At 66.4% G+C, this 25,970-nt stretch carries 29 protein-coding genes; 16 read left to right on the top strand and 13 right to left on the bottom strand.

Translation table 11 applies throughout. The annotated features are described in order from the left end of the window. The first annotated feature begins 65 nt into the window (after positions 1 to 65). Positions 66 to 1,244 (top strand): RNA polymerase sigma factor, encoded by a 1,179-nt coding sequence (locus DAT37_RS29630; RefSeq protein ID WP_408637461.1) that lies wholly within the window; start codon positions 66 to 68, stop codon positions 1,242 to 1,244. Between the two features lie 105 nt (positions 1,245 to 1,349). Here the strand turns inward: DAT37_RS29630 and nadE are convergent, their stop codons facing one another. Continuing rightward, entirely contained in the window at positions 1,350 to 2,177 is an 828-nt protein-coding gene (nadE, locus tag DAT37_RS29625; protein WP_109528170.1) for an ammonia-dependent NAD(+) synthetase, read from the bottom strand. Between the two features lie 6 nt (positions 2,178 to 2,183). After that, positions 2,184 to 2,804 (bottom strand): TetR/AcrR family transcriptional regulator, encoded by a 621-nt coding sequence (locus DAT37_RS29620; protein ID WP_232840122.1) that lies wholly within the window; start codon positions 2,802 to 2,804, stop codon positions 2,184 to 2,186. Positions 2,805 to 2,962: 158 nt separating this feature from the next. Here DAT37_RS29620 and DAT37_RS29615 point away from each other — a divergent pair, with 158 nt between their 5' ends. The 8 genes from DAT37_RS29615 to DAT37_RS29585 all read left to right on the top strand — a co-directional run bounded on the left by DAT37_RS29615 (position 2,963) and on the right by DAT37_RS29585 (position 9,510). Beyond that, positions 2,963 to 3,532, top strand: a complete 570-nt coding sequence (locus tag DAT37_RS29615; RefSeq protein WP_109528168.1) for an NAD(P)H-dependent oxidoreductase — start codon at positions 2,963 to 2,965, stop codon at positions 3,530 to 3,532. A 205-nt stretch (positions 3,533 to 3,737) separates the two neighbouring features. Further along, the gene (locus DAT37_RS44385; RefSeq protein WP_157978773.1) at positions 3,738 to 3,983 is read left to right on the top strand and encodes a hypothetical protein; all 246 of its coding nucleotides are present in this window, start codon (positions 3,738 to 3,740) and stop codon (positions 3,981 to 3,983) included. Continuing rightward, the gene (locus DAT37_RS29610) at positions 3,964 to 4,830 is read left to right on the top strand and encodes an RNA polymerase sigma factor (protein ID WP_198654496.1); all 867 of its coding nucleotides are present in this window, start codon (positions 3,964 to 3,966) and stop codon (positions 4,828 to 4,830) included. Before DAT37_RS44385 ends, DAT37_RS29610 begins: the two co-directional genes overlap by 20 nt. Next, positions 4,808 to 5,047 (top strand): hypothetical protein, encoded by a 240-nt coding sequence (locus DAT37_RS29605; RefSeq protein WP_157978771.1) that lies wholly within the window; start codon positions 4,808 to 4,810, stop codon positions 5,045 to 5,047. The genes DAT37_RS29610 and DAT37_RS29605 overlap by 23 nt, the downstream gene beginning before the upstream one ends. A gap of 503 nt (positions 5,048 to 5,550) precedes the next feature. Continuing rightward, on the top strand, positions 5,551 to 5,784 hold the full coding sequence (gene nrdH / locus DAT37_RS29600; RefSeq protein WP_109528165.1) for a glutaredoxin-like protein NrdH: 234 nt from the start codon (positions 5,551 to 5,553) through the stop codon (positions 5,782 to 5,784). 41 nt (positions 5,785 to 5,825) lie between these two features. Further along, positions 5,826 to 6,362 carry a class Ib ribonucleoside-diphosphate reductase assembly flavoprotein NrdI gene (gene nrdI / locus DAT37_RS29595; RefSeq protein ID WP_232840073.1) on the top strand — a complete coding sequence of 179 codons (537 nt, stop codon included), beginning with the start codon at positions 5,826 to 5,828 and terminating at the stop codon, positions 6,360 to 6,362. 62 nt (positions 6,363 to 6,424) lie between these two features. After that, entirely contained in the window at positions 6,425 to 8,506 is a 2,082-nt protein-coding gene (gene nrdE, locus DAT37_RS29590; protein WP_232840121.1) for a class 1b ribonucleoside-diphosphate reductase subunit alpha, read from the top strand. 269 nt (positions 8,507 to 8,775) lie between these two features. After that, positions 8,776 to 9,510, top strand: coding sequence for a nuclear transport factor 2 family protein (locus DAT37_RS29585; RefSeq protein ID WP_109528163.1), 735 nt, complete (start codon positions 8,776 to 8,778; stop codon positions 9,508 to 9,510). Between the two features lie 13 nt (positions 9,511 to 9,523). Here DAT37_RS29585 and DAT37_RS29580 read toward each other — a convergent pair whose 3' ends face one another. Continuing rightward, the gene (locus tag DAT37_RS29580) at positions 9,524 to 9,889 is read right to left on the bottom strand and encodes a DoxX family protein (RefSeq protein WP_109528162.1); all 366 of its coding nucleotides are present in this window, start codon (positions 9,887 to 9,889) and stop codon (positions 9,524 to 9,526) included. Positions 9,890 to 9,996: 107 nt separating this feature from the next. Here DAT37_RS29580 and DAT37_RS46140 point away from each other — a divergent pair, with 107 nt between their 5' ends. Further along, entirely contained in the window at positions 9,997 to 10,125 is a 129-nt protein-coding gene (locus DAT37_RS46140; protein ID WP_269814814.1) for a hypothetical protein, read from the top strand. 140 nt (positions 10,126 to 10,265) lie between these two features. Then, a complete protein-coding gene (locus tag DAT37_RS29575; RefSeq protein WP_109528161.1) occupies positions 10,266 to 10,484 on the top strand; it encodes a type II toxin-antitoxin system VapB family antitoxin in 219 nt (72 codons plus the stop codon). Between the two features lie 62 nt (positions 10,485 to 10,546). Here DAT37_RS29575 and DAT37_RS29570 read toward each other — a convergent pair whose 3' ends face one another. The 9 genes from DAT37_RS29570 to DAT37_RS29530 form a co-directional block, all read right to left on the bottom strand. Next, the gene (locus tag DAT37_RS29570) at positions 10,547 to 11,539 is read right to left on the bottom strand and encodes an LLM class F420-dependent oxidoreductase (protein ID WP_109528160.1); all 993 of its coding nucleotides are present in this window, start codon (positions 11,537 to 11,539) and stop codon (positions 10,547 to 10,549) included. A 206-nt stretch (positions 11,540 to 11,745) separates the two neighbouring features. Continuing rightward, positions 11,746 to 12,699: a TauD/TfdA dioxygenase family protein gene (locus DAT37_RS29565; RefSeq protein WP_109528159.1), complete on the bottom strand. Its 954-nt coding sequence runs from the start codon at positions 12,697 to 12,699 to the stop codon at positions 11,746 to 11,748. A gap of 111 nt (positions 12,700 to 12,810) precedes the next feature. Next, complete coding sequence (locus tag DAT37_RS29560) at positions 12,811 to 13,137, bottom strand: 4Fe-4S dicluster domain-containing protein (protein ID WP_109528158.1); 327 nt, start codon at positions 13,135 to 13,137, stop codon at positions 12,811 to 12,813. Continuing rightward, a complete protein-coding gene (locus DAT37_RS29555) occupies positions 13,134 to 14,720 on the bottom strand; it encodes an FAD-dependent oxidoreductase (protein ID WP_109528157.1) in 1,587 nt (528 codons plus the stop codon). Before DAT37_RS29555 ends, DAT37_RS29560 begins: the two co-directional genes overlap by 4 nt. Before the next feature lie 4 nt (positions 14,721 to 14,724). Beyond that, the gene (locus tag DAT37_RS29550; RefSeq protein ID WP_109528556.1) at positions 14,725 to 15,930 is read right to left on the bottom strand and encodes an MFS transporter; all 1,206 of its coding nucleotides are present in this window, start codon (positions 15,928 to 15,930) and stop codon (positions 14,725 to 14,727) included. A 32-nt stretch (positions 15,931 to 15,962) separates the two neighbouring features. Then, positions 15,963 to 17,303, bottom strand: a complete 1,341-nt coding sequence (locus DAT37_RS29545) for an LLM class flavin-dependent oxidoreductase (protein WP_109528156.1) — start codon at positions 17,301 to 17,303, stop codon at positions 15,963 to 15,965. A 36-nt stretch (positions 17,304 to 17,339) separates the two neighbouring features. Beyond that, positions 17,340 to 18,227, bottom strand: coding sequence for an ABC transporter permease (locus DAT37_RS29540; RefSeq protein WP_109528155.1), 888 nt, complete (start codon positions 18,225 to 18,227; stop codon positions 17,340 to 17,342). After that, positions 18,220 to 19,077, bottom strand: a complete 858-nt coding sequence (locus DAT37_RS29535; protein WP_109528154.1) for an ABC transporter ATP-binding protein — start codon at positions 19,075 to 19,077, stop codon at positions 18,220 to 18,222. Before DAT37_RS29535 ends, DAT37_RS29540 begins: the two co-directional genes overlap by 8 nt. Then, positions 19,074 to 20,153: an ABC transporter substrate-binding protein gene (locus DAT37_RS29530; protein WP_109528153.1), complete on the bottom strand. Its 1,080-nt coding sequence runs from the start codon at positions 20,151 to 20,153 to the stop codon at positions 19,074 to 19,076. Before DAT37_RS29530 ends, DAT37_RS29535 begins: the two co-directional genes overlap by 4 nt. Positions 20,154 to 20,702: 549 nt before the next feature. Between DAT37_RS29530 and DAT37_RS29525 the strand changes: the two genes are divergently transcribed. Next, on the top strand, positions 20,703 to 21,188 hold the full coding sequence (locus DAT37_RS29525; RefSeq protein WP_109528152.1) for a GNAT family N-acetyltransferase: 486 nt from the start codon (positions 20,703 to 20,705) through the stop codon (positions 21,186 to 21,188). 19 nt (positions 21,189 to 21,207) lie between these two features. On the opposite strand, the gene DAT37_RS29520 is transcribed toward DAT37_RS29525, so the two are convergent. Continuing rightward, a complete protein-coding gene (locus tag DAT37_RS29520) occupies positions 21,208 to 21,942 on the bottom strand; it encodes an IclR family transcriptional regulator (RefSeq protein ID WP_109528151.1) in 735 nt (244 codons plus the stop codon). A gap of 163 nt (positions 21,943 to 22,105) precedes the next feature. On the opposite strand from DAT37_RS29520, the gene DAT37_RS29515 reads away from it, so the two are divergent. The 4 genes from DAT37_RS29515 to DAT37_RS29500 all read left to right on the top strand — a co-directional run bounded on the left by DAT37_RS29515 (position 22,106) and on the right by DAT37_RS29500 (position 25,944). Then, positions 22,106 to 22,633 (top strand): hypothetical protein, encoded by a 528-nt coding sequence (locus DAT37_RS29515; RefSeq protein ID WP_109528150.1) that lies wholly within the window; start codon positions 22,106 to 22,108, stop codon positions 22,631 to 22,633. Between the two features lie 388 nt (positions 22,634 to 23,021). Continuing rightward, on the top strand, positions 23,022 to 24,386 hold the full coding sequence (gene mgtE, locus DAT37_RS29510) for a magnesium transporter (protein WP_109528149.1): 1,365 nt from the start codon (positions 23,022 to 23,024) through the stop codon (positions 24,384 to 24,386). 138 nt (positions 24,387 to 24,524) lie between these two features. Continuing rightward, positions 24,525 to 25,487, top strand: a complete 963-nt coding sequence (locus DAT37_RS29505) for a peptidase associated/transthyretin-like domain-containing protein (RefSeq protein ID WP_109528148.1) — start codon at positions 24,525 to 24,527, stop codon at positions 25,485 to 25,487. A 52-nt stretch (positions 25,488 to 25,539) separates the two neighbouring features. Next, complete coding sequence (locus tag DAT37_RS29500) at positions 25,540 to 25,944, top strand: hypothetical protein (RefSeq protein ID WP_157978770.1); 405 nt, start codon at positions 25,540 to 25,542, stop codon at positions 25,942 to 25,944. The last annotated feature ends 26 nt before the right edge of the window (positions 25,945 to 25,970 follow it).

The following is a 25,970-nucleotide window of genomic DNA, read 5'->3' as shown; positions in this document are numbered from 1 at the left end:
CGGCCGAATCGATCGACGGTGTCTACCGTGCCGAATTCGGCCGGGCGCTGGCCACGGTCGCCCGTATGGTCGGCGATATCGCGACCGCAGAGGACGCGGTGCAGGAGGCTTTCGCCGACGCGCTGCGCACCTGGCCCACCGCCGGGATGCCCGCGAATCCCGGAGCCTGGATCACCACCGCGGCACGCCACCGCGCGCTGGACGGGCTCCGGCGCGAGTCCGCCCGAACCACCAAGGAACACCATGCCTTCCGGCTCGACGGCAGCCGGATCGGCGCGCTCGCCGTCGAATCGGAGGAGATCGAGATGTCGCCGGTCGTCGACGACCAGCTGCGGATGATCTTCACCTGCTGTCACCCCGCTCTGTCCGCCGAATCCCGGGTGGCGCTGACGCTGCGGCTGGTGTGCGGGTTGCGGACCGCCGAGATCGCGCGGGCCTTCCTGCAACCCGAACACACTGTCGCGCAACGACTCACCCGCGCCAAGGCGAAGATCCGCGCCGCCGGCATCCCGCTGCGGGTGCCGGCCGCGCATCTGCTGCCCGAACGTACCCCGGCCGTATTGGCCTGCGTCTACCTGGTTTTCAGCGAGGGCTACTTCGCGACCGCCGGACTTTCGGCGATCCGGGACGAACTGTGCGACGAGGCCGTTCGGCTCGGCAAGCTGCTGTGCGCCCTGTTGCCGGGGGAGCCCGAGGTCCGCGCGCTGCTCGCGCTCATGCTGCTCAACGACAGTCGTCGCGCCGCACGCCGTTCCGCCGACGGCGAACTGGTGGCCTTGGAGGACCAGGACCGGAGCCGGTGGAACCGCGCCGAGATCGACGCGGGCCTGCGCTGCCTGATCTCGGCCGCCGAAACCGGCGGCAGCGGACCGTACCTGGCGCAGGCGCGGATCGCCGGCGCGCACGCCGTCGCCACGACCTGGGATCGGACCGATTGGCGCGCCGTGGTCGGCGGGTACGACGAACTACTCCGATACACCCGCTCGCCGGTCGCCGAGGTGAACCGGGCCGTCGCGGTCGGCTTCCGCGACGGCTTCCCGGCGGGTTTGACCGCGCTGGACGCCGTCGCCGATCACCCGCGCCTGGCCGGTACCCACCTGGTCGCGGCCACCCGCGCGGATATGTTGTCGCGCGCGGGCCGCGAGGCCGAGGCCGTCGAGTACTACCGACAGGCGGTGGATCTGGCCGCCAACGACCAGGTCCGCCGATTCCTCACCCGGCGGATCGCGGAGATCAGCGGGTGAGCGGAGGCTGTCGACCGAACGGAGGGCGTCGACCGAGTCGAGGGTATCGATCGAGTGGAGGTCGACCGAGCGGACCTCATCGCCGGGCCTCGAGCTGAATAGCGGTCAGCGCCACCAGGTGTCGAGCGGGGTCACCGGAACGGTGCGCTTGTGCCTGGTATTGCGGTAGATGGTCTCCAGCTTCTCGGCGACCTCGGCGGTGACGTCCTTACCTTCGAGGTAGTCGTCGATCTCGCTGTAGCGCAGGCCGAGGGCTTCCTCGTCCGGCAGCGCGGGTCGGTCGTCCTCCAGATCGGCGGTGGGAACCTTCGACCAGATACTGCTCGGCGCCCCGAGTTCCTGGAGCAGCGCCGCGCCTTGGCGTTTGGTGAGCCCGGTGAGCGGTGTGAGGTCGACGCCGCCGTCACCGTATTTGGTGAAGAAGCCGGTGACCGCCTCGGCCGCGTGATCGGTGCCGACGACGAGCAGATTCTCCTGGCCCGCGATGGCGTACTGGACGACCATGCGTTCGCGGGCCTTCACGTTGCCGCGCACGAAATCCCGGAGTTTGTCCACCGACAGGGCCGAGGCCACCTCGCCCGCGACGGCGTTGGCGCCCGGCCGGATATTGACGACCACCGAGCGGTCGGGCTGGATGAACCGCATGGCGATCCTGGCGTCGACCTCGTCGGACTGGACGCCGTAGGGCAGCCGGACCGCGACGAAGGTGGCGTCGGCCATGCCGTCCGCGCGCAACTGCTCGACTGCCAGCTGGCACAGCCGCCCGGTGAGCGCGCTGTCCTGACCGCCGCTGATGCCGAGCGCGAAACCCCGAGCCGGCGTGCTGCGCAGAAACTCCGCGAGGAAATCGACGCGACGTCGGACTTCGACCTTCGGCTCGATAGTCGGCTGGACGCCCAACTCGGAGATTATCTGTTCACGCACACTGCCCATGGCAGCTCACTCTACTGGCGGACGCGGCCCGACGATCCGCTCTATGAAGGCTTCCCAGTTGTCGCCGATCTGTACGCGGTCGTACCCGAGGACCCGCATCTGGTACATCACGAGCGGGGCGTCCAGCACCGCGAGCACGGTATCGGCCAGCAGCGGGATCTCCCCGGCCGCGCCCGCCTCGCGCAGCAATATCGACACGTGGGTCTTCAGCAGGTTGTAGGGGCCGCCCGTGTAGCGTTCGCCCGCCTCGCTGATCTCGGCCGCGCGGTGCAGTTCGCCCTCGACCTCGATATCGAGCAGTCGCGCCCGGCCGAACGCGACCAGACGCCGCACCGGTGGCGCGCCGGGCCCCAGCGGCGGCGGTCCGAACATGAACGCGTCCTGGTACTTGCGTTCGGAATGGTCGAGCAGGGCGCGCATCAGACCCGATCGGCTGCCGAAGCGGCGAAAGACCGTGCCCTTGCCGACGCCGGCGCGTTTGGCGAGTTCGTCCATCGTCAGCGCGTCGACGCCGTGCTCGCGCACCAGCTGTTGGGCCGTGTCCAGCAGCAATCGCCGGTTGCGCGCCGCGTCGGCGCGTTCAGTGGGCTCCGGCGCGCCGAGTAATGGAGCGCCGATGCCGAGCAGACGGGGCGCCGGTGTGGGTTCACCGGGCTCGGCCTCGTCGGGCAGGGGTGTGCTGTAGGTCACGGGCCTGTCGGGCTTTCTGGGGAATGGAATCGGACCATAGTCCGGTTAGTGAGAGTGAAAGTTCGGACACCGCATTCAGTAGACCAGGAGTCGTCATGAGCCAGCCCCGCATTCTCGCACTTGTCGGCAGCCTTCGCGCCGCGTCGATCAACCGCAAACTCGCCGAGGCCGCCGTCCAGACCGCGCCGGAGGGTGTCGAGGTCACCATCTACGAAGGGCTCGGGGATATCCCGTTCTACAACGAGGACATCGACGTCCCCGGTTCGGTGCCCGCCGCCGCCCAGGCGCTGCGCGACGCTGTCGCCGCCGCCGACGGCCTGCTGCTGTTGACCCCCGAATACAACGGGACCACCTCCGCGGTACTCAAGAACGCCATCGACTGGGCCTCCCGCCCGTACGGCGCGGGCGCGCTCAAGGATCGCCCGGTCGCCGTGCTGAGCGGTTCGATCAGCCCGAACGCCGCCAAGTGGGCGCACGGCGACACCGTCAAATCGGTCGGCATCGCCGGTGGACGGGTCGTCGAGGAAGCGCACCTGCACTTCGCCGGTTTCGGCGAGCGTTTCGCCGACGCGCACCCGCGTGAGGACGCGCAGGCGCTGACCGAACTCGCGGGCGCGGTCGCCGCGCTGGTCGAGGCCGCGCGCGGCACCCTGGTCTCCGCCTGACCCACCGACGACGCCTCGGCCGAACGCCGTTTCCTCGGACCGCCTCCGTCCCGATCTCCGGGCCGGAGGCGGTCTCGTCCGTGTGGCGGACGGTCTCGGTTCGCCCGTGATCATTTCGGTATCGCCTTCGTCCTCGCACGAGTTCACGTTCGGGCCGCCGCACGCCACTACATGGGCAAAGCGGTACGTCTGGAAAGGCAACTCGATGAACGGGGACGTGGTCGGTGCGGTCGTGGTGATCGCGGGTCTCGCCATACAGGTGGTGCAGGCCGGGATCGCGGGTATGCAGTTGCGCAGTACGCTGCGCCGGGATCGGGGGCTGGTGCCGACGTGGCAGTGCGTGCCTCCCTCCGAAGAGTTCGCCGATCCGGGATATCGCGCCCATGCTGGTGGGACAGCCGCGCGCAGGCAGGCTCGAACGGGGGCCCGTGATGACGATCTACGTCACTGACCGGTCGATGACCAGCGACCGCACGCCGGAGTCGGCGTGGTCGGTCGGTGGGGGGTGGCGGCTGAGCTGGCTGCCGGAGGTCGAGCTGAGCCGACGCGACGCGATGCTCGGCATGACCATCGACGAATTGCTCAGCGATCCGGAACTGGTCGACGACGTGGAGATCTTCCGGATAGTCACCGAACACGCCGAACGGCTCGGCTGCACGGGCGAACAGGCGGCACTCGCGCTGGCGCGGCGCATGCTCGACCGGCTGGCCGACGTCTCGCCGCGACTGGTCGAGCAACTCGTGCTCGCCGAGGACGCCGCCGAGCGGGCCAGGGTGCGCGCGGCGGCGCACCGCGCGGGCGTCGACCGCGAGGAGTTCGCCGCCTTCTATCGGGATTTCATGCCGCGGCTGGTGGCCTTCGTGATCCGCCACGGCGCACAGCCCGCCGACGCGGCCGATATCGCGCAGGAGACCATGATCGAGGCCTATCGCTCCTGGCCGAGGATCACCTCCCCGTCCGCGTGGTGCTTCCATGTCGCGCACCGCAAATTCCTGCGGGCGAGGACGTCGCGGTACGAACATCCGCGCGAACTCCTCGTCGAGCAGCGCTCCGCTCTGACCCCGCCGGAGGTGGAGTTCCTCGGCAACGACACCGCGCAGCGCGTACTGGCGCGGCTGCCGGGGCGGCAACGCCAGATCATGGCGTGGATCATGTTCGGATTCACCCCCAAAGAGATCGCGGAGGAGCTGAAGATCAGCCCCGAAGCGGTGCGTGGCAGCCTGAAGAAGGCACGCCGCGCACTGGCGATCATGGCCGGCGACGAGAGGGATCGAGATGACCGAGCAGACAACAGATGAGGTGGTCGAAGCGCTGGCCCGACACGACCGCGCGCTCGTCACCGCCCTCGCCGAAACACTCGACCTGACCGCCGGTCTGCGGGAGGTGTTCCACCGCGCCCCCGTCCGAGCGGGCTGCCCGGCGGCGGATCCGCCGCGTCCGCTCGATTCCGCCACGCTGGAACCCGCGTATTCGCGCGCCTGGCTGCGACTGCTCGCCGTCGGCCGCCCCGGTTAGCGGGGCTCGACCCGCGTTTGCGACCATCGCCTCCGTGTCCGATCCGGGACGGAGGCGATCTCGTGTGCCCGGTGTTCCCGGGTGCTGCGGCAGGGGCGGGCGATACGGTCGTGGCCGGTGTGACACGGGTGCCAGGTGTGTTTGCTGAGAATAAGCTCCGGTATGAAATTGTGATGTATGCCACCCTCGTGTCGGGTGGTGAATCGACTGTCCTGGGACTTACCGCGTGGGAATTACATCCGTGCGACTCGCAACATGTCGTGTTGTATGAATCTGTCGGCCACTAGGTGTAGTGTCTTGCTCACTGGAAGACGGCAGGAATCCACCGCGTGAACCATCTCGGCCCGAAGGGCCTGAGCAGGGGTCGAAGGGGATTCCGAGTCGGATCCAGGAGTTTGCGCAGCGTACATCGGAGCATGCATCGCCAGCGGCCGTTCATCGGTCGCTCCATCGATCGGCATACGGATCACCGGCTGTGGACTAGGCATAGGAGAGAGGGATATATGACCGTCACCGTGTATACCAAGCCCGCTTGCGTCCAGTGCAATGCCACCTACAAGGCGCTCGACAAGGTCGGGGTGGAATACGAAGTCGTCGACATCTCCGTGAACGACGAGGCCCGTGACTACGTCATGGCACTGGGGTACCTGCAGGCGCCGGTCGTCGTCGCCGGTGAGGACCACTGGTCCGGGTTCCGGCCCGACCGCATCAAATCTCTCGCGACCGTGGCGGCCTGACCCGTCCCGTTCGTTCCGACAGGGGAGGGGAGGTAGTCGGCATGACCGAAGTTTCCACTCCGGAGTATTCGGGTCGCTCCGCAGGCTCCGCTTCGGAGTATTCGGGTCGCTCCGCAGGCTCCGCTCCCCCCGCGCTGGTGTACTTCTCCAGCGCATCGGAGAACACGCACCGCTTCGTCGAGAAGCTGGGAATCCCGGCGACTCGAATACCACTGCACACCGCCGATTCGCTGCGCGTCGACGAACCGTACGTGCTGATCGTTCCCACCTACGGGGGCGGTCGGCACGTGCTGGGGGGTGACCGATCCGACAAGGATTTCGTCCCGCGGCAGGTCGCCAAGTTCCTCAACGATCCGCACAATCGCGCCCTGCTGCGCGGGGTCGTCGCGGCGGGCAACACGAACTTCGGCGATACCTTCTGTTATGCGGGAGAGGTGATCTCGCGCAAATGCGGGGTGCCGTACCTGTATCGCTTCGAACTCATGGGAACCGCTGAGGACGTGGAACGCGTCCGAGAGGGATTGGGATTGTTTTGGCAACAGCAACCACCGCACCGACCGGTAAAGCAGCTCGTCTAGAGCAGGCTCCGGTCCGCAACGCGGAGGCCAGCGAGGTACTCGACTACCACGCCCTCAACGCGATGCTGAACCTGTACGGCCCGAACGGCGAGATCCAGTTCGACAAGGATCGGGAGGCCGCGCACCAGTACTTCCTTCAGCACGTCAACCAGAACACCGTCTTCTTCCACAATCTGGAGGAGAAACTGGACTACCTGGTCGACGAGAACTACTACGAGGCAGAGGTTCTCGAGCAGTACGGCCGCCCGTTCATCAAGAAGCTGTTCAAGCAGGCCTACGCGAAGAAGTTCCGGTTCCCGACCTTCCTCGGCGCGTTCAAGTACTACACCTCGTACACGCTCAAGACCTTCGACGGCAAGCGCTACCTCGAGCGATTCGAGGACCGCGTCGTGATGGTCGCGCTGACGCTGGCCGCCGGTGACGAGGTGCTCGCGAGCAAGCTGGTCGAAGAGATCATCGACGGCCGTTTCCAGCCCGCGACCCCGACCTTCCTCAACTCGGGCAAGAAGCAGCGCGGCGAGCCGGTGAGCTGCTTCCTGCTCCGCATCGAGGACAATATGGAGTCCATCGGGCGCTCCATCAACTCCGCGTTGCAGCTGTCCAAGCGCGGTGGCGGAGTCGCGTTGCTGCTCAGCAATATTCGCGAGCACGGCGCGCCGATCAAGAAGATCGAGAACCAGAGCTCGGGTGTCATCCCGATCATGAAACTGCTCGAGGACTCCTTCTCCTACGCCAACCAGCTCGGTGCGCGTCAGGGCGCGGGCGCGGTGTACCTGCACGCCCACCACCCCGATATCTACCGGTTCCTCGACACCAAGCGCGAGAACGCGGACGAGAAGATCCGCATCAAGACGCTCTCGCTCGGCGTCGTCATCCCCGACATCACCTTCGAACTGGCGCGCAAGAACGAGGACATGTACCTCTTCTCGCCCTACGATGTGGAACGCATCTACGGCAAGCCGTTCGCCGATATCGACGTCACCGAGAAGTACTACGAGATGGTCGACGACAAGCGGATCCGCAAGTCGAAGATCAAGGCGCGCGAATTCTTCCAGACCATCGCCGAGTTGCAGTTCGAGTCGGGTTACCCGTACATCATGTTCGAGGACACGGTGAACCGGGCCAACCCGATCGCGGGCAAGATCACCCACTCGAACCTGTGCTCGGAGATCCTCCAGGTCTCCACGCCGTCGGAGTTCAACGACGACCTGTCCTATTCCAAGGTCGGCAAGGACATCTCCTGCAACCTGGGTTCGCTGAACATCGCCAAGACGATGGATTCGCCCGATTTCGCGCAGACCATCGAGGTGTCGATCCGCGCGCTGACCGCCGTGTCGGATCAGACCCACATCTACTCGGTGCCCTCGATCGAACAGGGCAACAATCAGTCGCACGCGATCGGCCTCGGCCAGATGAACCTGCACGGATACCTGGCCCGTGAACGGGTGTACTACGGGTCCGAAGAAGGTATCGACTTCACCAACATCTACTTCTACACCGTTGTCTACCACGCGATTCGGGCCTCGAATCGGATCGCGATCGAGCGCGGCAGCTACTTCGGCGGTTTCCCGGAATCGAAGTACGCCACCGGCGAATACTTCGACAAGTACACCGATCAGGTGTGGGCGCCCGCGACCGAACGCGTCGCCCGGCTCTTCGCCGACGCGGGCGTGCGCATCCCGACCCAGGACGATTGGCGCGAGCTGAAAGCCTCGGTCATGGAACACGGCATCTACAACCAGAACCTGCAGGCGGTCCCGCCGACCGGCTCCATCTCCTACATCAACCACTCCACCAGCTCGATCCACCCGGTGGCGTCGAAAATCGAGATCCGCAAGGAAGGCAAGATCGGCCGCGTCTACTACCCGGCCCCCTACCTCGACAACGACAACCTCGAGTACTACGACGACGCCTACGAAATCGGCTACGAGAAGATCATCGACACCTACGCCGCCGCCACCCAACACGTGGACCAGGGCCTGTCGCTGACCCTCTTCTTCAAGGACACCGCCTCCACCCGTGACCTGAACAAGGCCCAGATCTACGCCTGGCGCAAGGGCATCAAAACCCTCTACTACATCCGCCTGCGCCAGATGGCCCTGGAAGGAACCGAAGTAGAGGGCTGCGTCAGCTGCATGCTGTGAGTCGTCGAATGCGCGGTGTCGCCCAAAGGCGGTGCCGCGCATTCGTCTTCGCGGCGACGTCTCGACAGGCGTCACCTTCGTCGCGTATTCGGCGGTGTCAGAACGATGCGGCGATTCGATGTTGTCGGCATTCTCGCAGCGATAGCGCGGGCTCGGGTTCGCCGGACGATTGACATCACCTGATTCGACATGAATCATTTGATTCCAGTTGTCTCGGTTCTGGAGGGCGACCGCGTATCCGGACCTGAAGACGATCAGGAGGATGCGCCGTGTTCGATGAGGAACAGTTCCAGCAGGCATTGCGGCGTCCGCGATTGTCGCGCCCCGCTCCGGATTTCCTACAGTCCAATCGGGCCGTGCCGATACGGGTGATCACCGAGCCGGAACTCCAGGCGAATACCGAGGAATGGTTCGTCCAGTTCGGCGCGAAACTCGCGTTCTACGAGAAGCTCGGGGTCGATCTGAGCTGGGTCATGGACTGGGCCAAGAAGTATTGGTGGAGTTTCCTGGTCAGGGATATGAGTGTGAACGACGAACTCTATGCCAGGGATGTGCGCTACACCGATGTCACGACTTTCGGGCGCACCATCGTCGGCATCGATGAATTCGTGCGGTACAACTTCGCCTTCTTCGAGGCGATTCCCGATTGGCGTTACGACCCGCTGCCGGGACAGGTCTATCTGGATATCACGCCGGAAGGCCGGGTGCGCATCGTGATTCGCTATGTCGGCAGCGGCCACTGGGACGGTCCGCTCCGCCTGTACCCGTACGACGACACCGCCCCCGCCATTCACGGCAGCGGGCGGTTCATCCAGTGCACCGCGGTCGACCGCTATCACTTCGACGACAACGGCCTCATGGAAGAAGGCGAAACCCTCTACGACTTCCTCGACGCGACCCAGCGCGGCGGCGTTCTGCCCCGTGATGACAGCTGGCAATTCCGGGCGCTGATGTCGGCGTCGAGAATTCCGGCGCTGGTCCGGCGTCTCACCTCGCGCGGATAGATCCGCGGTGGGTTCACAGCCACGTGGTCGCGAGCCAGGCGGCCACGCAGGCGAGGACGAGCAGGGCGATATTCAACCCGATCACCTTCACCTCGCCTCGGCTCAGGTGCACCGCGATCCCGCCGATCTGGACCAGCACGAGCCCGATCGCCGCGACCAGGGCGAGCACCGGTGCGATTCCCGTCAGCGGCGGCAGGATCAGTCCCAGCGCGCCGAGAACCTCCAACACGCCGATGACGCGCACGAAGGCGAGCGGCACCGCGTCGATCCAGCCCATCATCGGCCGCAGCCGATCCGCCGACTGCACCACCTTGATGCCGCCGGAGTACAGGTAGAACAGCGCCAGCAAACCGGCGACGATCCAATAGGCCACGGTCATGTCCGCGCACTCCTCTCGACTACCACTTGTCAACAGCGTCATTGTCGACCAGCATCGGAGGGCTTACAAAAGTTACATCCGTGTGCCCGGCCGTCAGCGAGGTGATCATGTCCGACGTCTGCGCGATCAGAGGCGTCACATTGATCCCGCACGCGGCGGCGCCGGCGGATTGGGCGATCGAGCACGATCCCGATATCGCGGCGCGCCGTGCGGAATACGACGAGCGCGAACACTGACCACGCCACGAATTCGTCGCGCCGCGGGCAAGACCCGGCAACGAACCGAACCCGCTCGCGCGACGACGCGGGTCGGGGGTACTGCGAAACCCGTTGTCGTCCTACGATTCGGTGGGGGCGGGTGAGCGGGAGGTGCGGGTATGTCCGAGGTGACGATCGATGTGGACGACGCGGTGCTGGCGGTGGTCGGCGCGCTGCTGGGCACCACCACGCCGGAGGACACGGTTCACGCGGCGCTGCGACAGGTGCTGGTGCAGCGGCAGCGCATGGCGGTGCTGGAACGGATGATGGTGCGTTCCCACGAACGGATCACCGACGAGTCGGTGGATCGATGGCGCAAGACGCCCGCTTGGCGGTAGTCGTCGGGGCGGTTCGCGGACAGCACCACCGCGAACCGCCCCGCCTCGATACTCCGTGACGATCACGCCAACGCCGGCGCGACCTCGCGTTCGAACAACTCCACACCCGAGGTGTCGTAGGCCGTCTCCGGGAAGTTCAGGATCGCGTACTCGAGTCCGAGTGCCTTGACGGCGGTGAGCTTCTCGATCACCTGCTCGGGCGTGCCGACCGCCGCGCTGGTGCGGTACACATTGTCGATCTGCGCCGCCGCGGCTTCGGCCCCGACGAACGGTGCGAGCCGATCCTGTAGCGTGCGCAACCGCTCCTCGACCTCGGCCTCGGTCGCGCCGATGGCGGCGTTGAAATTGGACGAACGCACGATCGCGTCGAAATCGGTGCCGACGTCGGCGCAGTGCGCGCGCAGCAGTTCGGATTTGTGCGTGAATTCCTCGGGGATGCCGCTGAAGTTGGTGTACTGCGCGTATTTGGCCGCGATCTTCAGGGTCACCTTCTCGCCGCCACCGGCGATCCAGAGCGGAATTCCGCCTTCCTGCAACGGAAGCGGGCGGACGATGGCACCGTCGACCTGGTAGTGCTTGCCGTCCAGGGTCGCCTCGCCCTTGGTCCAGGCCTGCTGGAAGATCTGCACGCCCTCGTCGAGGCGGCGCAGTCGATCGCCCGCGGACGGGAATCCGTAACCGTAGGCACGCCATTCGTGTTCGTACCAGCCGCCGCCGATACCCATTTCGACGCGGCCGCCGGAGATCAGGTCGACGGTGGCGGCGACCTTCGCGAGGTAGGCGGGATTGCGATAACTCATCGCCGTACACATCTGGCCGAGCCGGATCCGCGAGGTGGTCGCGGCGAACGCCGACATCAGCGTCCACGCCTCGTGGGTGGCTTCCTCGGTCGGCACGGGCACGGTGTGGAAGTGGTCGTAGACCCACAGCGATTCCCAGATGTCGCTCGCGTCGGCGCGCTGGGCGAGGTCGCGCATGACGGTCCACTGTGACGCGGGATCGATTCCGACCAGGTCGAGTCGCCAACCCTGTGGGATGAAGATACCGAAACGCACTGAAATCTCCTCTGTCGTTGCTCGAACCTCGTCGCGGTGACCCCGCGCGATGACGCGCCGCGGTGACGGCGTGGGCCGCCGAACACTGTCGCGGGTGGTCGAACGCGGGTCAAGGGTTCGGCGCTGCCTGCGCGCAACCCCGAGCCTAGGCGACCCGCGCGGACGGGTCCGGCCGAACGACGCTCGACCGGACCCATCTGTCCGGTCTAGGCGCCGGTGAACTGTTTCCCGGAGATGGAGGTCGACGGCCGCCCGTCGACGCCGACCGGGATATCACCCTCGAGGGTGGTGCGGTACAGCACGCGGGTGACGTCGAGGTGATCGACATCGCTCGGCGCCAGGTGCGCGGTAGCCCGGTTGTCCCAGAACGCGATGCTGCCCGCCCGCCAGCGGAAACTCACCGTGTACGCCGGGTTCGATATCTCGTCGAACAGCAGCGCCAGCAGCGCGTCGCTCTGGCTGGGGCTGAGCCCGACGATATGGGTGGTGAAACCCGGATTCACGAACAGCGCGCGTTCGCCGGTCACCGGATGCACACGGACCACCGGATGTTCGGTGACCAACGGGGCGGTGGCGACCTTCTTGGCGTAGTCGCTGTCGTCGCTCCAGGCGGGTTTGCGGCCACCGAATCGATGTTCGGCCCGCAATCCGTCGAGGAAACCGCGCAGCGATTCCGGCAGGTTCTCGTAGGCGGCGGCCAGGTTGGTCCACCGGGTGTCACCTCCGCGCACGGGGGCGATCTCGGCCCGCAGGATCGATGCGGCGGGCGGGTTGATCAGCGGCGAGACATCGGTGTGCCAGTGGTTGGTGTAGCTGACCTTGCGCACCCCGAACCGCTTCTCGTACAGGCGGCTGTCGACGGCGAGGATCTCCGGGAACTCGGTCGGCGCGTCGGTGTCGTAGGGATGCGACGGCGTGACCGCGCCGAAACGCCGGGAGAAGGCGATCTGCTCGGCGTGGCCGATGTGCTGGTCGCGGAAGAACAGCACCTTGTAGGTGTGCAGCGCGGAGGTGATGGCCTCGACCTGCGCGTCGGTCAGCGTCTCGCGCAGATCGACGCCGGAGATGTCGGCGCCGATATGACCGGCGACCGGTTCGACGCGCACGGTCTCGGCGGCTTCGGTGGCGAGGATGGTCGGGTTCTCGTGTACAGCGGTCATGGCAAACTCATTCGGAAGAGTCGGGCGGGCTGGTCTCGGGGCCGATCGCGGGGCAACAGGCACTGCGGTACACGCGCATGAAGTCGACCTCGCGCCGTTTGGTCAGCGGGATCATGGCAGTTCGGGGCCGATGGCGACGCGCGCGCCGAGTTGTCCGCCGCCCCAACCGAGTTTCCTGCGGTAACTGCCGAGCAGTTCGCGCTCGATCAGGTAGGCCTCGTCGAGTTGCGGGTCGTCCGCGGGCAGCGGTTCGGTGCGTGGCGCGACGAACAGGGCGTCGACCGGGCAGTACGCCTCGCACATGAAGCAGGTCTGGCAATCGGATTGCCTGGTGAGCACCGGGATGCCGTCCGCGCCGCGATCGAAGACGTGGGTGGGGCAGACCTCGATGCATTTGTCGCATTCGATGCAGCGTTCGGCCGAGACGACTTCGATCATGCCGACACCAACTCCGTGCCCGCGAGGAATACCGGTTCCGGCGCGGTCCAGATCTCGTCGAGTCCGCCGGTCAGCAGCCGGTGGTGCTGCGCGGGATCCTGATCGGGGAATTCCTCGCGTCGCGCCATTCCACGCGATTCGGTCCTGGCCAGCGCGGCGGTGTACATCCACCGGGCGTGCGCCGTCATCGCGGCGGCCGAGCGGACCTTCGACGGATCGGCGCCCGCGTGAGCGAGTCCCTCGCGTGCGGCGAACCACACGTCGTCCAGTGCGGCCAGCGCGGGACGCAGGCGGTCGCCGTGGCGTAGGTAGTTCTTCTCGTAGGGCAGCACCTCGCGTTGCACCGCGGCCACGATCTCACCGTGGGAGAGCCCCGCGTCGATCCGTCCGGTGGGTCGCAGACCGATCTCACCGGCGCCGTAGCGCTTGCGGTCACCGGCCGAATTGCCTTGGCGCAGTGCGTATCGCGCCGCGCCCGCACCGGCCCAGCTGCCCGAGGACATGGCCCACGCGGCATTGTGGCTGCCGCCGCCGGTGAACCCGCCGCAGATCAGTTCGCGGGTGGCGACATCACCGGCGACGTAGAGGCCGGGTACGCCGGTCGAGCAGTCCGCCCCCGCCACCCGCACCCCGCCGGTGCCGCGCACCGTGCCCTCCAGCAGCAGGGTGATCGGGAAACGGTCGGTGAACGGGTCGATGCCGAGCCGGTCGAAGGTGAGGAAGAAATTGGGCTGACCCACGCGCATGGCCCGACGCTGGGCCTCGTCGGCCTGATCGAGCGTGCAGAACACCGGCTCGGACAGCAGGGTCCGCGCGATGACGGAACGTCCGCCCTTGCTCGACGCGCCCCGCAAGACCTCGCCGTTGCCGAGGTAGAAGGTGGCGAACCCGTAGTACGCGGTCTTGGTGACCGAGGTGAACTCCGGGGCGATGGCGTAGGCGTTGGAGAATTCCATGCCGGACAGTTCGGCGCCCGCCTCCACCGCCATCAACGCGCCGTCGCCGGTATTGACGTTGCAGCCGAGCGTTTTCGACAGGAACGCGCAGCCGCCGGTGGCGAGTACCACCGCGCGGGCGGCGATATCGACCCGCGTTCCGTCCGCGAACCGGTGCAGGCGCGCGCCCGCGACCGCGCCGTCGGCGGTCCTGAGCAGTTCCAACGCCGGACTGTGATCGAGAATCGTCACGCCCGCGCGCTGCACCCGAAGCCGTTGGCGTTTCATGTATTCCGGTCCCTGTACGCCGGTGCGCAGCGAGGTGCCGTCCGGGCTCACCGGGAACGGGTAGCGACCGGCCTCGGCGAGTTCGTTGACGCGGTCGAAGGTTTCGTCCAGAACCCGCGTCATCCACTCCCGATCGGCGAGGTAGCCGCCGAGCGCTTCGCGGCTCGCCATCGCCTTCTCGCGCAGTTCGGCTTCGGGCCGCACGTACCAGATGCCGGTGCCCGCCGCGGCCGTCGCGCCGCTGCTACCGCAGAATCCCTTGTCCGCCAGTGTGACCGAGGCCCCGGTCGCGGCCGCCTTCAACGCGGCCCAGGTGCCCGCCGGGCCGCCGCCGAGGACGAGAACATCGATTTCGGTCATGGTGTCACCTTTGGTTGGAGGGTTCCGATCGTTGCCCGGCGGGTGGCCAGGGGACATACACCGGGATATAGCGCGCCATCACCGTCGCGCCGAGTGCCGCGACCCCGCCGATGGTCAAGGCCGCCACCGCCAGTGGCGCGGCGGTCGCGAGCGTGCCGATCAGCAGTGGTCCGCCGAACGCGCCGCCGTCGTGGGTGAGACGCCACGCCGCCAGGAATTCCGAGCGGATCGCGGCCGGGGCCACATCCGCGCCGAGCACCATGATCACCCCGTTGCCGATGCCGTTGCCGATTCCCATCGCGATCGCCACCGCGCCGAGTGTGATCGTCGAATAGGTCAGCGGCACCGTCAGATACGCGACCGCCAGGATGGCCAGTGACGGCACCGCGACGGGACCGCGCCCGAACCGATCCATCAGATGTCCGGCCGGATAGGCGAAAACCAGTTCCAGTGCCGCCCCTATCCCGAAGAGCAGACTGGCGGTGGCCGCGCCGATGCCGATGTGGTTGGCCCACAGCGGCAGGATCACTTCGCGTGAGGCCCGCGCCGCGCCCATCAGCAGCGATCCCGCGCCGAGGGTGAGAAGCACCCGGTGATGCAACCGCCCGACGCCGATCAGCGACAGCGGCGCCGCCGCTACCGGTGTCGGTCCACCGACGCCCGGCAACGGTGTGCGCGCCATCATCCAGCCTGCGAGCAGGAAGGCGACGAACTGCACCGCGAAACCGCCCCTGGTGCCCATCCCGAGAATCGCCAGCGCGCCCAGGAAGGGGCCGACGAAGAACCCGAGTCGCATCGCCCCGCCGAACAGTGACATCGCTCGGGCCCGCCGCTCGAAGACGATGGCCTCGGCCATATACGTCATCTGCGCCAGCCCCCACACCGCATTGGACAGCCCGACGATCAGCAGTGCCGCGCACAGCACCAACACATTCGGCGCGAGTAGACACAGCAGCACTCCGATCAAACCGACCGTCGTGCCACCGATGGTCGAGGCTCGTTCGCCGACCCGCGCCACCAATTGCCCGGCCGGAATATCGCCGAGTACCTGGCCGAGGCCGACAAGGGCCACCGATAAGCCCGCGACCGCCACCGACGCACCGAGATCGAGCGCGGTGAGTGTCATCACCGGCGCGGCGGCGCCCATTCCGATACCCCGCGCCAGTGTGGGCACGTAGACCGTGAACACCAACGGGCGCAATGAATCCATCGGCGTGAGCGGTGCGGACTCCGAACACGAGGTCATGCGCTCGCTTCGGTGCGAACGTCGGCGAACTGGCTTTCCACCGCGTCGAGCCCGTAATGCCCACGCAGCGTGTCGGATTCGTAGTCGGTCCGGAACAGTCCGCGCTCCTGCAGGATCGGGACGACCTTGTCGACGAAATCCTCCAGTCCACCCGGCAGATACGGCGGCATGATGTTGAATCCGTCCGCCGCGCCGTTCTCGAACCAGCTCTGCAATTCGTCGGCGATCTGGGTGGGAGTGCCCGCGAAGGACCGGTGCCCGCGTCCACCGCCGAGTTTGCCGATGAGTTGACGCACCGTGAGGTTCTCGTTCTCGGCCAATTCCTTGACCAGGCTGAACCGGCTCTTGTTGCCTTCGAAATCGGTGACCTCCGGCAGCGGCGGCAGCGGTGCGTCCAGGGCGTGCTGGGTGAGGTCGACGCCGACCAGTCGTGAGAGCTGACCGAGCGCGTAGTCGGGGGAGATCAGATCGGTGAATTCCTGTTCCAGCGCCTTCGCCTCCTCCTCGGTATCGGCGATATAGGGCACGAGACCCGGCAGCACTTTCAGGTCGTCGGCCGAACGCCCGTATTTGGCCAGCCGCGACTTCAGGTCGCGGTAGAAGGCCTGCCCCTCGGCGAGGGTGCGCTGCGCGGTGAACACCGCCTCGGCGTACCGCGCCGCGAAATCCTTACCGCTCTCCGAGGACCCCGCCTGGACCAGCAGCGGACGGCCCTGCGGGCTGCGCGGGGAATTCAACGGTCCGCGCACCCGGAAGCGCGGACCGTCGTAGTCGATGGTGTGCACCTTCGACGGATCGGCGAAAACGCCTTCCCTCGGGTCGAGCACGATCGCCGACGATTCCCAGCTGTCCCAGAGTCGAACGGCGACATCGACGAATTCCTGGGCCCGCTCGTAGCGCCGCGCGTGCTCGGGAATCTCGTCGTAGCCGAAGTTCAGCGCCTCGTCCTCACCGGCGGAGGTGACGATGTTCCACCCGGCCCGCCCGTGACTGATGTGATCGAGCGAGGCGAATTTGCGGGCGAGGTTGAACGGCTCGTTGTAGGTGGTCGACGCGGTCGCGATGAGCCCCACCTTCGAGGTGACCGAGGCGATAGCGGCCAGCAGGGTCACCGGCTCGAATACGGCGAGGGTGTTGCGTTCGATACGCGGCCCCACCGCGAGTCCGTCGGCGAAGAACACCGAATCGAGTTTGCCGCGTTCGGCGATCCGCCCGAGTTCCTGGAAATGAGCGACATCGAGTACGCGCTGCTCCTCGGTCCGAGGATGACGCCACGCGGCCTCGTGATGCCCGACTCCCATGAGGAAGGCGTTGATGTGGAATTGCTTCGGGGACATGGGTGGATCTGTTTCCTAACCGGGTGGAACGGATTGTCAGTGGTTGGATTCGACACGCCAGCGCGAGAACCGGCGTTCGAGAGTGACCAGCAGACCATTGAACGACAGACCGAGCAGCGAGATCGCGAGAATGCCCGCGTACATGTTCGGGATCTGGAAATTCTGCTGCGCCGCAGTGATCAGGTAGCCGAGACCGGCACGGGCGCCGACCATCTCGGCGGCCAGCAGCACCAGGATGGAACTCGCCGCGGCCATCCGCAGACCGGTGAAGATGGAAGGGATCGCGGCGGGCAGGATCACCTTCTGGAACAGCCGGATCGGCGTCAGCCCCAGTGATACGGCCGATTTGATCAGCAGCGGGTCCACCGTGCGCACACCGGTGATGGTGTTGAGCAGGATCGGGAACACACTCGCGTAGACCACGAGCGCGACCTTGGAGGTCTCGCCGATGCCGAGGATCAGGACGAAGACCGGAAGCAGCGCGAGCGCGGCGGTATTGCGGAACAGTTCGAGAATCGGGTTGAGCAGGTCCGCGACCGGCTTGTACCAGGCGATGGCGATACCGAGCGGAACGGCGATCACCAGCGCGAGGGCGAAACCGCTCAGCGAACGATTGAGGCTGGCCGAGACATGGGTCCACATCTCACCGCTCTGCACCAGGTCGATGAAGGCCTGCGCGACCGTGGTGAACGGAGGCAGGAAGACCTGGTCGACCAAGCCGACCTGGGGCGCGAACTGCCACAGCAGCAGGAAGGCCCCGATCGCGACCAGCGGTTTGGCGATCCGCCACGCCGTCCTGGCGATCAGCGCGCCGATCCGCCGCGCCACCGACGGTCCGCGTTCGACGGTCTCGGCCACCGGTCGAGGCGTGACCGGTGCGATCGCGCGGACCGGCTTCGCGAGGAGTTCCACTGCGCTAGACATGGATCGGCCTTTCGGTACGGGATTCGGCTGCGGTGCTTTCGGTGAGCGATTCGCGTTCCTGGCCCTGCGCGCGCTGCACTTCGCTCTGCAACAGCGACCAGATCTCGTGCCGGTAGGAACGGAACGCCTCGGTGGAACGGATGTCTTCGCCGGTGTCGCGCTCGATATCGACATCGATCACGGCCTTGACCCGCCCGGGCCGCGAGGTCAGTACCGCGACTCGCTGACCGAGGTACACGGCCTCGTCGATGCCGTGGGTGATGAACAGAATGGTCTTTCCGGTGGCGCGCCAGATGCGTAACAGCTCGTCCTGCAACGACTCTCGGGTCTGCGCGTCCAGCGCGGCGAACGGCTCGTCCATCAGCAGCACCTCGGGATCGAAGGCCAGGCTGCGGGCGATGGCGACGCGCTGCTTCATACCGCCGGACAGTTCGTGCGGGTACCGGTCACCGAATCCGGTGAGACCGACCAACTCGAGATACTCGTTCGCGAGTTCACGACGCGCCTTGCGCCGCAAGCCCTTCGCCTCCAGCCCGAATTCGATATTCGTGCGCGCGGTGCGCCAGGGCAGCAGCGCGTACTGCTGGAAGACGATGCCGCGGTCGAGTCCGGGACCGGTGATCGGCGCGCCGTCGAGCAGGATCTGCCCCGACGACGGCTTGCTCAGCCCGCCGAGCAGATCCAGCAGGGTCGACTTACCGGAGCCACTCGGCCCGACCAGCACCAGGAACTCACCCTCGCGCAGTTCCAGCGTGATGTCGTCCAACGCGGTGAACTTCTCGTCGGAACCGCGAATCGAGAATTGTTTGCCTACTCCGTTGAGTGCGAGTTTTGCTGTCGTGGTGCTCATTTGGCAATCGCTTCCCCGGTCGGCCCGCTGGTGGGCTGATACGTCCCGTTGGCGTACGGGTTGAACTTGTTGGTGAACAGATCGGTCACCTTCAGCTGGCCCTCTTTGAGCTCGCCGTTGCGCACCAACCAGTCGATCCAGATCTGGAGTTCCTTCTCCGCGATCACCGCGCCGGGCACGGGAAGGCCGGAACTGCGCCAGTACTTCAGTAGTTCGGTGTTCTCGTTGCGTCCGCGCTTCTCGATGATCGTCTTGAACCGCGCGACGACCTCGTCACGCGGAGTGACCTGCAACCAGCGGGTCGCCCGAGCGGTGCCCTGGACGAAATCCTGTACCGCGTCGCTGTTCTTGGCGATGAAGTCATCGCGGAAAACATAAGTGCCGTAGTCGAATTCGCCGAAGATCGCTTTGTCGGTGTAGAGCGGGCGGATGCCGCCGCGTTCCAGGGCGGTCTCACGGAAGACACTGCCGAGGGTGCCGACCTCGACCTGGCCCTTGCGCAACGCGTCCTCGGTGTTCGCGGGCGGCACGACCAGCAGTTGCACCTGCTTGATCTCGGCCTCCGACAGCCCCTGCTGATGCAGCCACTCCCTGGTGATGAATTCGTGGTGCGCGCCCAGGGTGTTGACCGCGACCTTCTTCCCGATCAGATCGCGGGCCGAGGTGATCGGGGAATTCTCCTGCACGTAATAGCCGCTGAAGGACTTCTCGTCGGCACCGTAGGAACTCAGCACCGAGGTGACCTTCGCGCCGCCCGAGATCAGTTTCACCACCGCCCCGTTGAAAGCGCTGCCGAATTCGACCTGATTCGTCGCGGCCGCCTGGATATTGGCCGGTCCGCTGGTGGTGTCGCCTTCCCACTTCAGCGAGATCTTGCTGAAGTAGCCGAGATCATCGGCCAATTCGAACGGAGTGACCTGGCCGGTCTGTCCCTGGTAGCGCAGGACCGTCTTGCCGTCGGCGGTCGTGGTGGTTTCGGAGGAGCCGCACGCGCTGAGTACGGATGCGCTCGCCAGAACGGTGAGTGCGGCGGCGAAAACTCGGTAGACGCGCCGCGGTGATGCGGTGGAGGCCATAGGTATTCCTTCGAGAAGGCGAGCCGTGCCACCCGAAAAGGGCATGCGGCGGCGACGCCGAGAAATGGGATATTCCCGGTGGGACTGTGTGTTCAGAATTCGGAAGCGGTGCGCCCGCGCGGTTCGCCCGGGCGCGCTACCGCCTCAGCGGCGACAGATCCCGTGCGGAACGCGCATCAGGTCGATCGCGCGGCGGCGGATCAGCGCGGTGCGTATCAACACGTCGAAACCTTCATGAGCTGGATGGGTGACAGGCGTCGTCCCATGGTGTGGGTCGCGGTGGCGGCGAGACAACAGGCATTCCACATTGTGAAAATCGGGGTGATTTCAATTACCCCTACCTGGTCATCGTCTGTCCGCGACATGTGCCCAGCTAACAGGGGCGGATGGCCGGGCAGAAGGGTTGTAATCAGCGGGATTCACCCCGTGGACCGCCTTCGAGCCGTCCAGCGTTCCGAGCTGTCATGGTGTCTCGTCGTTCAACACGGCTGAGCGCTGTCGCAGCCGACGGCATTTGCAGTCCGACATTGCGATAGGCACTCTCGCGTCATGATCGATACGCGTCCAGCCAGTTCGGACGATTGGCGGGCTTGGCGAGAACTACGGCTCGAAGCCCTCTCGGATGCCCCGTATGCCTTCGCGTCGCGGCTCGAGGATTGGCAAGGTGACGGTGACCACGAGCAGCGCTGGCGTACTCGCTTGAGTATTCCGGGGTCGTGCAATCTGCTCGCCGAGTCGAACGGGCGGCCGATCGGAATGGTGAGTGGCTTCCCCGGCGCGGCGGACGGCGTCGTCGAGCTGGGAACGTTGTGGATCACACCGACAGCGCGCGGGCAGGGTGTCGGCGATCGCCTGGTTCAGGCAGTCGAACAGTGGGCGGTCCGGGGGCATGCGAGGGTCCTGCGGCTGACGGTCTCGCCCGACAACGAACACGCTATCGCGCTATACCGGCGCAACGGATTCGTTGATGGCGAAGGGGCGGGAGATCCTCGAGCCGTCGGTCGGGTGCCGAATTCGATGATGAAGTGGTTGTGACCGATCCCGTGTGGACCGCTTACTGCGGGTGGGTGGAATTCTGGACGACCGTTCCGATGCGGACGGCGATCTGCTGCATCGCGGGCAGGATCTCGCGGATCAGGGCGTCGTTGAGGCGCACCGCCCGTGCTTGCACACTCAGCGCGCCCCAGACCTGTCGGTCCGGGCTGAAGACGGGGACGGCGATCGAGCGGATCGGATCGGCGTCCTCGAATTCGTCGGTTTCGAACTCCTCGAGTGCGAAACCTTTGCGCCGCACCGGATCCAGGTCGGTGCGCAGACCGCAGTCCGCCTGCGAGTAGGCGAGCAGGGCCCGTCCGGTGGCGCTGGAACGCAACGGCTGACGCAGGCGCGGCAGCTGATGGCGGCAGAACAGTACCGGCGGTCTGGCCTGGAAGACGGTGACGGCGTCGCTGGAATCGGCGACGCTGAGACTGGCGGTGATCTTGATCCCGGCAGCGAGCGCGTACATGTGCGGCGCCGCGGAATCGATGCCGAGCCGGGTCAGGGCGGGCCGGGCCAGGGTGGCCAGGCCGTGGCCGACCCGGTAGCGGTCGGTCAGCGGATCCTGTTCCAGCAACCGTCCCCGCACCAGCGCCTGGGCCAGGCGGTGCGCGGTGCTGACCGGAACTCCGGCCAGATGCGCCAACTGGCTGATGGAGAGTTCGGGATCGTCGCCCTCGAAGCAATTGAGCAGGTGGATGGCCCGCTCGACGGCCTGAGATCCCGAACGCGGCTTGTCGGTGTCGGCCATGACGTCGTCCTCGTATCCCGGTCCGGGCTGCTCCGGACTCGGCGAGAACTGTTCCGCGTCGTCGGCGCGCGGACAACCGTTCGACGCTGGATGCGTCTAATCCGGGTGTCCGCGTGGAAAAGCGGTAGCGACCGCGCGGGCGACCGGTCACGCTGAGAGGGCTATGAATACGAAAGAACAACCGAACACGAGAGAACAACCGAGACTCGGCGTCGATTTCGGCCGCGTCATCCAAGGGGCCGCACTGGCCCCGGGCGTGGCGGACACGGTATTCCTGTCCGGGGGATTCGAGGAGGCCATGCGAACCCCGCCCAGTCCCGGCGCGTTCGAGGTGCTGCCCCGGCTCGTCCGACGATTCGGCGGGCGCACCTGGATCATCTCCAAATGTGGTCCGCGCGTGCAGGATCGGACGCGGCAGTGGCTCGACCATCACGAGTTCTACGAACGGACCGGGCTGTCGCGCGACAACGTCCGTTTCTGTCGCGCACGCGCGGAGAAGGCGCGGCATTGCGCCGAGTTGTCGATCACACACATGATCGACGACCGGATCGATGTGCACGTCGCGTTGCGCGGTCTGGTGCCGAACCTGTACCTGTTCGGTGTGCAGACCGAACTGGCGCCGGACTGGGTCAGCCACACCGTGACCTGGTCGGATGTCGAAAACGCCGTCGAGGCGAGCTTCGCCGCCTGAGCGGTCGGGTTACGCGAATTCGCGCGGGCGCGCCGGTGCACGGACGACGTCGCGGCGGTGAATATCGGGCGGGCGGGGCGGTGAACGCGTTCGAGTGGGTGGATCGGGGGCCTGACGCATGTATCCTTTGCGAGGAAGCTTTGTGCCCGGCCTTTCTCGGCGGCGCATTCGGAGTCTGCGGTGGTGATCTCCCCGCAGCGATATGGAGGAGGTGGGGTTGCCATGCGCAGCGAACCTCCGAGTCGAAAGCCGCGCGGCGCCGCTCTTTCGTACTGACCGAGCTTTTCTCGAACAGCCTTCGCTGTGATCCGGTCGTGAGCGGTCGCCTCGCGGTGTGACTTCGTGTCATCGATTCACCCGTCACTCGTCGCTGTGCTGAGGACCACCCATGTCGCAGACCGATCTCATCGAAGTACGCCCGACGCTGTCCGAATCTCTCAACGACATCGTCGAAAGTCACCGTGTCGACGCCGCGCTCGACTGGCTCGGCAACCATCCGCCGCACGTCATCGCGGACCAGTTGGCCCGCATGGACGCCGTACAGGCGGGCGTCGCCTTCCGCCTGCTCGGCAAGGATCTCGCCCTCGCCGTCTTCGAGGAACTCGAACCGGTCGACCAGCAGCAGATCCTCCAGGGCCTGCGCGATCAGAGTTTTCGCGAACTGGTCGAGGGCATGGCCCCCGACGATCGCGCGCGGATGCTGCACGAGGCGCCCGCGAAGGTCGCCAAGAAGGTGCTGGCAGGTCTGAGTCCGCGCGAGCGTCGCATGACGGCCGCGCTGCTCGGTTACCCGGAGGGGTCCGTCGGACTGTTCATGACGCCGGAAGTCGTTGCGCTGCCGCGTGATCTGACCGTCGCCGACGCCCTGCGCACCGTTCGCGCCAAGGGCACCAACGCCGAGACCGTCTACACGCTCCCGGTCGTGGACGCGGGCCGCAGGCTCATCGGGATCGTGGAACTGCGCGAACTGGTGCTGAGCGAACCCGACACCATGGTGTCCGAACTCGTGGTGACCGAACCCGCCTTCGTGCGGGCGACCGATTCGGCCGAACGCGCCGCGCGACTGATGCGCGAAACCAACGATCTCAACCTGCCGGTCGTCGACAGCGAGGACCGCCTGGTCGGGCTGCTCACCTTCGACGACGCGGTCGAGGTCATCGAGGCCGCCGACAGCGAAGACGTGGCCAAGCAGGCCGGGTCCGCGCCGTGGGCCGGGCACTACATGGCCGCCGGTGTGTTCCAGCTCGCCCGCTACCGGGCGCTGTGGCTGCTGCTGTTGCTGCTCGCGGCGACGCTGACGGTGAGCGTCACCGATTTCTTCCAGGGCACCCTGGAACAGGCCGCTCACCTGGCGCTTTTCATCCCGCTGCTCATCGGAGCCGGGGGCAACGCGGGCGCGCAGGCCGCGACGTCGTGTGTGCGCGCGGTCGCGGTCGGCGAGGTGCGCGGCTCGGATCTGTTCAAGGTGATCTGGCGGGAATGTCGCGTCGGCCTGGTACTCGGCGCGATGCTCGCCGGCGCGGGCGTGGTGATCGGCGCGATCTTCGTCGGGACCAAGATCGCCATCGTCGTCGGCATCACCCTGATCTTGATCTGCGGCTGGGCGGCCACGATCGGCGGCACGATGCCGTTGCTGGCGAAGAAGTTCCGTATCGATCCCGCCGTGGTCTCCGCCCCGATGGTGACCACGCTCGTGGACGCCACCGGCCTGATCATCTACTTCACCACCGCCAAAATCGTCCTCGGCATCTGAATCGGCCGTCCGCGCCCGGCCCGCGGGGATGGGTCGGTCCTCTCTGTTCACAGCGAACTCGCGGCTACGTCCCAGGGTGCGCCGAGTGATGGCGCATAGCGTCGGTCGCACCGAGACGACGAGTGGAGAGGGCAGGACATGGGCGCAGCACGCCGCAGGGGCAGGGATGAGGGAGCGCACGAGCACGATCTGGGGCTGGCCCACGATCTGAAGGTGATGGTGTCCCGCAGGCGCGCCCTGTACTTCCTCGGTGCGGCGGGTGCGGCGACGGTGGCGGCGGGTTGTTCCTCCTCCGACACGGCGGGTTCGACAGCGACGTCGACGAGCGCGTCATCGGGGACGTCCGCCGCGGTGGCGGCGACTCCGCAGGAGACCGCGGGACCCTATCCGGGCGACGGCTCGAACGGGCCGAACGTCCTCATCGAATCCGGTGTGGCGCGTTCGGATATCAGAACCAGTTTCGGGTCGTATTCCGGAGTCGCGCAGGGAGTTCCGACCGAGATCCGACTGACATTGCAGGATCTGACTCGCGGCGCCGCGGCGGGCGAGGGCATGGCCGTCTACCTCTGGCACTGCGACAGGGCGGGCGAGTACTCGCTCTACAGCGAGGGTGTCACCGACCAGAACTATCTGCGTGGCGTCCAGGTGGCCGACGCGTCGGGCTCGGTCACCTTCACCTCGATCTTCCCCGCCTGCTACGACGGCCGCTGGCCCCACATCCACTTCGAGGTCTACGACAGCCTCGAATCCGCGGTGGCCGGTGCGAATGCCCGGCTGACTTCCCAGATCGCCCTGCCGCAGGATGTCTGCGAATCCGTCTACGCCTACGATCCCGGCTACTCCGCCAGCACCCGGAATATGTCGGGCGTCACACTCGCCTCCGACAACGTCTTCGGCGACGGCTGGGACGCGGAACTGGCGAAGATCTCCGGAACTCCGGCGACCGGCCTCACCGTTTCGCTCACCGTGGGCGTCGCGGCGAAATCGCAGAACACGCCCTCCGATGCCGGTTCCGGACGTCCGCCCGGCGCGGGCGGACCACGCCCCGAGGGGATGCCCGGTGGCACCCCGGGAGCAGGCGAGCGCCCGTCGCCGAGGTGAAATTCACTACTGGTTTTCTCTGAAAACCTGGCGCCGGTAAGAGTCTGCGGCTATGGTCGAACGCGCTTTCGAAGTTGTTTCCACGAGGGGAGGGCTCGACCTGATGAGTGGCGTGAAGTCTCTGGAACAACGTGTGCGTGCGCTGGAGCTGTGGCGGGATCACCAGATCAGCCGCGACACCGTGACAGTGACGCGAGTACAGGAGCAACTCGAAGATATCCGGAGGAGTATCGGCGATCTGGATGGTCGCACGATCGCCTCGCGCCTCGTGTCGATCGGCGTCGACATCGGTGCTCTTACGGTGCGCCAAGATGCGATGGAACGCCACCTGGGCATGTTGCAATCCGACGTGGGCACGCTGAAGTCCGACGTAGGCACGTTGAAGTCGGACGTCGCGGACCTGAAAATCGGTATGGCTCAGATCTTGGTCATTCTCCAAAGTTGTTCGGGCGCGTAGACGTACGACGAAGGCCCCGCCGGGAG

This window comes from Nocardia aurea (assembly GCF_003123685.1).
Lineage (GTDB): Bacteria > Actinomycetota > Actinomycetes > Mycobacteriales > Mycobacteriaceae > Nocardia > Nocardia aurea.
The sequence above is the reverse complement of the archived record's forward strand: the minus strand, read 5'-3'. Positions and strand labels throughout refer to the sequence as shown.

Excerpts from the sequence above, each read along its gene's own strand:
- DAT37_RS29630 (WP_408637461.1), top strand. The coding sequence starts at position 66 with ATGGTCGGCGATATCGCGACCGCAGAGGACGCGGTGCAGGAGGCTTTC.
- nadE (WP_109528170.1), bottom strand. The coding sequence starts at position 2,177 with ATGGGCAGTGTGCGTGAACAGATAATCTCCGAGTTGGGCGTCCAGCCG.
- DAT37_RS29615 (WP_109528168.1), top strand. The coding sequence starts at position 2,963 with ATGAGCCAGCCCCGCATTCTCGCACTTGTCGGCAGCCTTCGCGCCGCG.
- DAT37_RS44385 (WP_157978773.1), top strand. The coding sequence starts at position 3,738 with ATGAACGGGGACGTGGTCGGTGCGGTCGTGGTGATCGCGGGTCTCGCC.
- DAT37_RS29610 (WP_198654496.1), top strand. The coding sequence starts at position 3,964 with ATGACGATCTACGTCACTGACCGGTCGATGACCAGCGACCGCACGCCG.
- DAT37_RS29605 (WP_157978771.1), top strand. The coding sequence starts at position 4,808 with ATGACCGAGCAGACAACAGATGAGGTGGTCGAAGCGCTGGCCCGACAC.
- nrdH (WP_109528165.1), top strand. The coding sequence starts at position 5,551 with ATGACCGTCACCGTGTATACCAAGCCCGCTTGCGTCCAGTGCAATGCC.
- nrdI (WP_232840073.1), top strand. The coding sequence starts at position 5,826 with ATGACCGAAGTTTCCACTCCGGAGTATTCGGGTCGCTCCGCAGGCTCC.
- nrdE (WP_232840121.1), top strand. The coding sequence starts at position 6,425 with ATGCTGAACCTGTACGGCCCGAACGGCGAGATCCAGTTCGACAAGGAT.
- DAT37_RS29580 (WP_109528162.1), bottom strand. The coding sequence starts at position 9,889 with ATGACCGTGGCCTATTGGATCGTCGCCGGTTTGCTGGCGCTGTTCTAC.
- DAT37_RS46140 (WP_269814814.1), top strand. The coding sequence starts at position 9,997 with ATGTCCGACGTCTGCGCGATCAGAGGCGTCACATTGATCCCGCACGCG.
- DAT37_RS29575 (WP_109528161.1), top strand. The coding sequence starts at position 10,266 with ATGTCCGAGGTGACGATCGATGTGGACGACGCGGTGCTGGCGGTGGTC.
- DAT37_RS29565 (WP_109528159.1), bottom strand. The coding sequence starts at position 12,699 with ATGACCGCTGTACACGAGAACCCGACCATCCTCGCCACCGAAGCCGCC.
- DAT37_RS29560 (WP_109528158.1), bottom strand. The coding sequence starts at position 13,137 with ATGATCGAAGTCGTCTCGGCCGAACGCTGCATCGAATGCGACAAATGC.
- DAT37_RS29555 (WP_109528157.1), bottom strand. The coding sequence starts at position 14,720 with ATGACCGAAATCGATGTTCTCGTCCTCGGCGGCGGCCCGGCGGGCACC.
- DAT37_RS29550 (WP_109528556.1), bottom strand. The coding sequence starts at position 15,930 with ATGGATTCATTGCGCCCGTTGGTGTTCACGGTCTACGTGCCCACACTG.
- DAT37_RS29545 (WP_109528156.1), bottom strand. The coding sequence starts at position 17,303 with ATGTCCCCGAAGCAATTCCACATCAACGCCTTCCTCATGGGAGTCGGG.
- DAT37_RS29540 (WP_109528155.1), bottom strand. The coding sequence starts at position 18,227 with ATGTCTAGCGCAGTGGAACTCCTCGCGAAGCCGGTCCGCGCGATCGCA.
- DAT37_RS29535 (WP_109528154.1), bottom strand. The coding sequence starts at position 19,077 with ATGAGCACCACGACAGCAAAACTCGCACTCAACGGAGTAGGCAAACAA.
- DAT37_RS29530 (WP_109528153.1), bottom strand. The coding sequence starts at position 20,153 with ATGGCCTCCACCGCATCACCGCGGCGCGTCTACCGAGTTTTCGCCGCC.
- DAT37_RS29525 (WP_109528152.1), top strand. The coding sequence starts at position 20,703 with ATGATCGATACGCGTCCAGCCAGTTCGGACGATTGGCGGGCTTGGCGA.
- DAT37_RS29520 (WP_109528151.1), bottom strand. The coding sequence starts at position 21,942 with ATGGCCGACACCGACAAGCCGCGTTCGGGATCTCAGGCCGTCGAGCGG.
- DAT37_RS29515 (WP_109528150.1), top strand. The coding sequence starts at position 22,106 with ATGAATACGAAAGAACAACCGAACACGAGAGAACAACCGAGACTCGGC.
- mgtE (WP_109528149.1), top strand. The coding sequence starts at position 23,022 with ATGTCGCAGACCGATCTCATCGAAGTACGCCCGACGCTGTCCGAATCT.
- DAT37_RS29505 (WP_109528148.1), top strand. The coding sequence starts at position 24,525 with ATGGGCGCAGCACGCCGCAGGGGCAGGGATGAGGGAGCGCACGAGCAC.
- DAT37_RS29500 (WP_157978770.1), top strand. The coding sequence starts at position 25,540 with ATGGTCGAACGCGCTTTCGAAGTTGTTTCCACGAGGGGAGGGCTCGAC.